Genomic DNA, 6,406 nt, shown 5'->3' with positions numbered 1-6,406 from the left:
CTACCTAAAAAAGCCCGGCGCTAAGACAGGCCGGGCTTTTGAGGTCAAAAGATCAGGTTTTCGGGAAGCAACTCAAGACTAGCCGGACATGCGGTTCCGTCGAAGCGCTACTCCATGCCTTGATTGCGCCCGCCGGCACCTAAGTCGGAGGCTTGAGACCTTTCTCTCCCAAACAAAAAAGCGCACCGTTTCCAGTGCGCTTTTTTTTGGGGCAATCTCAAATCTCAAGCCGCCATCATCCCCTTGAGATGCACCCGCGGCTTCGCAGCACCTGCCCGCTCGCGAAACGCCTCGCCGATCATCAGCAAGCTCGGCTGCGACGGATCCAGCCACGCCTGCGCCTCACCCAGCGCCATGCGCGCGAGCGTCAACGTCAGCGTGCGTTCGCGCGGGGTGCTGCACGCCTCGACGATCGCCACCGGCGTGGAACCCGGACGCCCCGCGTCGATCAACTGCTGCGCGATATCCACCGCGCTGTCGCGGCCCATATAAAACACGAGCGAATCCGCCTTCGCCTGCTCGCGGATTTCATCGCTGTCGGCGGCACGGGAGTGCGTCGCCAGCGCGACGCTGCGCGACACGCCGCGCAAGGTCAGCGAGCGCTTGAGCGTCGCCGCGCTCGCGAGCGCCGCCGTGATGCCCGGCACCACCTCGAACTCGATGCCCGCCGCTTCCAGCGCGCGCATTTCCTCGTCGGCGCGGCCGAAGAGCATCGGATCGCCGCCCTTCAGACGCACGACGAGACCATGCTCCAGCGCCGCATCGACGATCTGCTTGTTGATGAAGTGCTGGGCCGTCGAACGCTGTCCGCAGCGCTTGCCGACCGCGATCTTCTTCGCGTCGGGCGCGTAGGCGAGCATCGCCGGTTCGACGAGCGCGTCGTGCAGCACGACATCCGCCTGTTCGAGCAAGCGCATGCCGCGCACGGTGATGAGATCCGCCGCGCCCGGCCCCGCTCCGATCAGATACACCTTACCCATAGCTTTCATCGATCGACTCAGATGGTCAGATGGCTCATGCAGAGATCGCACGAATCATACCGGCCGCGACCGTGTGATGCGTCGCTTCGTCGATCAGCACGAACGCGCCGGTGCCCTGATGCGTATCGTACTCGTCCGCGACGATCGGCTTCTGCAAAGTGAGCGCCACGCGGCCGATATCGTTCATCGCGAGCGTGCTGCGGTCCACCGAATGCGACAGCGTGTGCACGTCCAGCACCTGCTTCACCGCGCCGATGCGCGCGAACACCGTGCTCGTCGTCTGCTTCAGCAGATACTTGCGCTGCGGCGAGAGCGGCTCTTCGTCGAACCAGCAGAGGTCGGCTTCGAGCTTCTTCGCCGGCTCGACGTTGGCAGCGGCCGGCACGAAGGTATCGCCGCGCGACACGTCGACGTCTTCCGTCAGGCGAATCGTCACCGTCTGGCCCGCGAACGCGCGATCCACCGGCGCCACGCCGCCCGGCACCGGCGCGATGATCTCGGCGACCGTCGCTTCGCGATTGGCCGGCAGCACGAGAATCGAATCGCCGACGCGCACTTCGCCGGCTTCGACACGGCCCATGTAGCCGCGGAAATCGTCGGCTTGCGAGCCGTCCTGACGCGCGACCCATTGCACCGGGAAGCGCAGCGCCTGATCGTTCGGCTGCGCGACGGGCAGCGATTCCAGCAGATCGAGCAGCGGCTCGCCCGCGTACCACGGCATGCGCTCGCTCGCCGTGACGATGTTGTCGCCCTTCAGCGCCGACACCGGCACGAAGCGCACATCCGACAGCCCGAGCTGACGCGCGAGCGCGACGTACGCATCGCGAATCTCGTTGAAGCGCGCTTCGCTGTACTCGACCAGATCCATCTTGTTGATCGCGACGATCACGTGTTGCAGGCCGAGCAGCTTGACGATCGCGCTGTGACGCTTCGTCTGCGGCAAGAGCTGCGCTTCACCGTTCTCGAACGTTACGCGCGTCGGGTCGACGAGAATGATCGCGGCATGCGCCGTCGATGCGCCCGTCACCATGTTGCGCGTGTACTGCTCGTGGCCCGGCGTATCGGCGATGATGAACTTGCGCTTGGCGGTGGCGAAGTAGCGGTACGCGACGTCGATGGTGATGCCCTGCTCGCGCTCGGCCTCGAGACCGTCGGTCAGGAGCGACAGATCGATTTCGTCGCCGACCGTGCGCTTGTTCTTCGCGCGCGAGATCGCGGACAACTGGTCCGACAGCACGGCCTTGCTGTCGTACAGCAGGCGGCCGATCAGCGTGCTCTTGCCGTCGTCGACGGAACCCGCCGTGATGAAGCGCAACACGCCCAGGTCTTCAGCTTGATAGATGCTCATGATTCTCTCGTTCCTCGGGGCGTGTTGCTTAGAAATAACCTTGTTTCTTGCGCTGTTCCATCGCGGCTTCGGACGCTTGGTCGTCCATGCGCGTCGCGCCGCGCTCCGTGATTTCCGTCACGGCCGTTTCGGCGATGATCTTCTCGACGTCATCGGCATCGCTCGCGACCGGGCACGTGCAGCTGATGTCGCCGACGGTGCGGAAGCGCACCTGCGCGATCTCGGCGGTTTCGCCCTCGCGCACCGGCGTGAGCGGCGTGACCGGCACGAGCAGGCCGTTGCGGCGCACGATCTCGCGGTCATGCGCGTAGTAGATATTCGGCAGTTCGAGCTTCTCGCGCGCGATGTACTGCCACACGTCGAGCTCGGTCCAGTTCGAGATCGGGAACACGCGCAGATGCTCACCGTTGTGCAGGCGCGCGTTGTAGATGCTCCACAGTTCCGGACGCTGGGCCTTCGGGTCCCACTGGCCGAATTCGTCGCGGAACGAGAAGATACGTTCCTTCGCGCGCGCCTTTTCTTCATCGCGGCGCGCACCGCCGATCATCGCGGTATAGCCGTATTCCTCGATGGTTTCGAGCAGCGTCACCGCTTGCGCGGCGTTGCGCGAATCGGTCTCGCGGCGCAGACGCACCGTGCCCTTCTTGATCGAATCCTCGACGTGACCGACGACCAGTTGCGCGCCGATTTCAGCCGCGCGGCGATCGCGGAAGTCGATCACTTCCTGGAAGTTATGACCCGTGTCGATGTGCACGAGCGGGAACGGCAGCGTCGTCTTGCGGTTGCCGCCGAGCCCGAACGCCTTGAGCGCGAGCGCCAGCACGACGACCGAATCCTTGCCGCCCGAAAACAGCAGCGCGGGCTTGCTGCACTCCGCGACGAGTTCGCGAATGATGTGGATCGACTCGGCTTCGAGCCAATCCAGGTGATCCATCCGGGTCGCCTTGTTGACGATCGGTGCGGTGACGGTAGAGTCGAGCGTCGTGCTCATGTTCGTCGATCCTTTTTTATGCAACGTCATGCGTTTTTCGCGGTGATGCTGCGTTCAATGACAGGGTTTTGAAGAAGCGTCTGGCGCGCCTCGTTCAGATCGCGGAGCTGGGTGCTTCCTCGACGATCTTGATATTCGTGATGTGCAGGCCGCATTCCTTCGTATCGCGCGACTCCCACCACCAGCGTCCGGCCCGGCTGTCTTCGCCGGGACGCACCGCGCGCGTACAAGGCTCGCAGCCGATGCTCGGATAACCGCGCGCATGCAGCGGATTCACCGGCACGTCGAAGGCCTTCAGGTAATCCCACACATCGGTTTCCGTCCAGTCCGCGAGCGGATTGAACTTCGCGATGTTGCGCGGCTCGTCGCGCTCTTCCTCGTGCAGTTCGGCGCGCGTCACCGATTGCTCGCGACGCTGGCCCGTGACCCACGCGGACACATCCGACAGCGCGCGATTCAACGGCTCGACCTTGCGGATATGGCAGCAGCTCTTGCGCAAATCAATACTTTCGTAGAACGCGTTCAGGCCGTGATCGCGCACGTAGGCATCGACCGCGTCCTGCTGCGGATGAAACTGCTCGATGTCGTAGCCGTAGCGTGCTTTCACGGTGTCGAGCATGCCGAGCGTTTCCGCATGCAGGCGGCCCGTGTTCAACGAGAAGATGCCGATCTTCACACCGCGCGAAAGAATGGCGTGCGTCAGAACCATGTCTTCGGCGGCGAGGCTGCTGGCTAGCTTGACGTTCTGGTGGCGCGCCGCGATCGAATCGAGCAGCGCGTCCAGGCGTTCAACCTTGGCTTGCAATTCAGGCGTCATGCGTCAGGCTCCGAGAGCTGCGATCAGCGCCGCGCGACGGCGGAACAGCGGTTCCGGATTGTCGGTCGCGCCCTGGTACAGCTCGGTGAATTCGTTGAACGCGTTGAGCGCGTCGTTGATGTCCTTGTCCGCGCGCACCGCGAATGCGTCGAAGCCGCAGCGCGCATGGAACGCGACCTGATCGCGCAGCACGTCGCCGATCGCGCGCAGTTCGCCCGTCCACTGATAACGCTCACGCAGCAGGCGGCCGATGGAGAAACCGCGGCCATCGCGGAACACGGGGAAGTCGACGGCGATCACGGCGACCTTGTCGAAGTCCGGCACGATGTCGGCGGGTTCGTCGTCCGGCGCGAGCCACACGCCGATGTCGTCCTTCGCACGCGATGCGACGATCGCGTCCTTGTTGTCCTTCCACAGCGCGAACGGCACGATGATCTTGCCGGCGGGCAACGCATCGACAGCGGGCAACGCGCCGTCTTCGGCGGCACGCACGACGGTGAAACTGTCTTCGACAACGGCGCGGTTCTTGATAATCAACGTCATTTGCAGATCCTTAAGCGTGAGCCTGGCGCGATGCGTACACGCGCTCCTTGAACGGCGCCATGCCGATGCGGCCGAACGTCTCGATGAAACGCTCGCCTTCGATGCGGTTATCGACGAAGGTATCGATCACTTGCGAGATCACGTCGGGCATTTCTTCCGCCGAGAACGACGGGCCGATCACCTTGCCGAGATGCGCGCCCGTTTCGCCCGAGCTTTGCTCGCCGCCGAGCGTCACCTGATACCACTCCGAGCCGTCCTTATCGACGCCCAGAATGCCGATGTTGCCGACGTGGTGATGACCGCACGCGTTGATGCAGCCCGAGATGTTCAGCGACATGTCGCCCAGGTCGTACACGTAGTCGAGATCGTTGAAGCGGTCCTGAAGCGCCAGCGCGATGGGGATCGACTTCGCATTCGCGAGCGAGCAGAAATCGCCGCCCGGGCACGCGATGATGTCCGTCAGCAAACCGATGTTCGCCGTCGCGAAGCCGAGCGCCTTCGCGCGCTCCCACACGGCGTACAGATCGCGCTTCTTCACGTTCGCGAGAATCAGGTTCTGCTCGTGCGACACGCGGATTTCGCCGAACGAGAACTCGTCGGCCATGGCTGCGACGTCGTCCATCTGCTTGTCGGTGGCGTCGCCCGGCGCGATCTCGCGCTGCTTCAGCGACAGCGTCACCGCAGCGTAGCCCGGCACCTTGTGCGGACGCACGTTGCGCTCGACCCAGCGCGCGAACGGCTTGCTGTCGATCAGATGCTTTTCATACGAAGCATCCGTGTCCGCGAGCTTTTCGTAGGCGGGCGGCGCGAAGAACTTCGACACGCGATCGACCTCTTCCTGCGTGATCGTCGACGGACCGTCCTTCAGATGCTGCCACTCTTCCTCGACCTGCTTGCTGAACTTCTCCGCCGACAGCGCCTTCACGAGAATCTTGATGCGCGCCTTGTACATGTTGTCGCGACGGCCGTAGCGGTTATACACGCGCAGCACGGCTTCGCAATAGGTGATGAGGTGCTGCCACGGCAGATCGCGCTTGATGATCGCGCCGACGATCGGCGTGCGGCCGAGACCGCCGCCCGCGAGAATGTCCATCACGACTTCGCCCTGCGCGTTCTTCTTCAGATACACGCCGAGATCGTGGATCTGCACGGCCGCGCGGTCTTCCGCCGAGCCGTTCACCGCGATCTTGAACTTGCGCGGCAGCCACGCGAATTCCGGATGGAACGTCGACCATTGACGCAGGATTTCCGACCACGGACGCGGATCGACGACTTCATCCGGCGCGACGCCCGCGAACTGATCGGCGGTGATGTTGCGGATGCAGTTGCCCGACGTCTGGATCGCGTGCATCTGCACCGAAGCCAGCTTGCGCAGGATTTCCGGCGTCTCTTCGAGCTCGACCCAGTTGAACTGGATGTTGGTGCGCGTCGAGAAGTGGCCGTAGCCGCGATCGTGTTCGCGCGCGATCGTCGCCAGCACGCGAAGCTGGTCGCTGCGCAGGTTGCCGTACGGAATCGCGATGCGGTGCATGTACGCGTGACGCTGCATGTACAGGCCATTCTGCAGACGCAGCGGACGGAATTCCTCTTCGGTCAATTCGCCCGACAGACGGCGGCGGACCTGGTCAGCGTACTGAGCGACACGTTCGTCGACGATGCGTTGGTCGATCTGATCGTATTGGTACATTCGGGGGCCCCAAGTTCTTGTAAAAAGCGCGGCGTCCTAG

The 6,406-nt window shown here is 63.6% G+C and carries 6 protein-coding genes; all 6 read right to left on the bottom strand.

All coding sequences use genetic code 11. The annotated features are described in order from the left end of the window. Nucleotides 1-224: 224 nt before the first annotated feature. The 6 genes from cobA to AWB78_RS26180 all read right to left on the bottom strand — a co-directional run bounded on the left by cobA (nt 225) and on the right by AWB78_RS26180 (nt 6,366). A complete protein-coding gene (gene cobA, locus AWB78_RS26205; RefSeq protein ID WP_062608871.1) occupies nt 225-980 on the bottom strand; it encodes a uroporphyrinogen-III C-methyltransferase in 756 nt (251 codons plus the stop codon). Between the two features lie 34 nt (nt 981-1,014). Further along, on the bottom strand, nt 1,015-2,328 hold the full coding sequence (locus AWB78_RS26200) for a sulfate adenylyltransferase subunit 1 (protein WP_062608870.1): 1,314 nt from the start codon (nt 2,326-2,328) through the stop codon (nt 1,015-1,017). A 28-nt stretch (nt 2,329-2,356) separates the two neighbouring features. Continuing rightward, the gene (gene cysD, locus AWB78_RS26195) at nt 2,357-3,319 is read right to left on the bottom strand and encodes a sulfate adenylyltransferase subunit CysD (protein WP_062608881.1); all 963 of its coding nucleotides are present in this window, start codon (nt 3,317-3,319) and stop codon (nt 2,357-2,359) included. 94 nt (nt 3,320-3,413) lie between these two features. Then, the gene (locus tag AWB78_RS26190) at nt 3,414-4,136 is read right to left on the bottom strand and encodes a phosphoadenylyl-sulfate reductase (protein ID WP_062608869.1); all 723 of its coding nucleotides are present in this window, start codon (nt 4,134-4,136) and stop codon (nt 3,414-3,416) included. Between the two features lie 3 nt (nt 4,137-4,139). Continuing rightward, nucleotides 4,140-4,679, bottom strand: a complete 540-nt coding sequence (locus AWB78_RS26185) for a DUF934 domain-containing protein (RefSeq protein WP_062608868.1) — start codon at nt 4,677-4,679, stop codon at nt 4,140-4,142. Between the two features lie 10 nt (nt 4,680-4,689). Beyond that, entirely contained in the window at nt 4,690-6,366 is a 1,677-nt protein-coding gene (locus AWB78_RS26180) for a nitrite/sulfite reductase (RefSeq protein ID WP_062608867.1), read from the bottom strand. Between the last annotated feature and the right edge of the window lie 40 nt (nt 6,367-6,406).

The organism is Caballeronia calidae (assembly GCF_900044055.2).
Classification (GTDB): domain Bacteria; phylum Pseudomonadota; class Gammaproteobacteria; order Burkholderiales; family Burkholderiaceae; genus Caballeronia; species Caballeronia calidae.
This window is presented reverse-complemented; position numbering and strand designations above follow the sequence as displayed.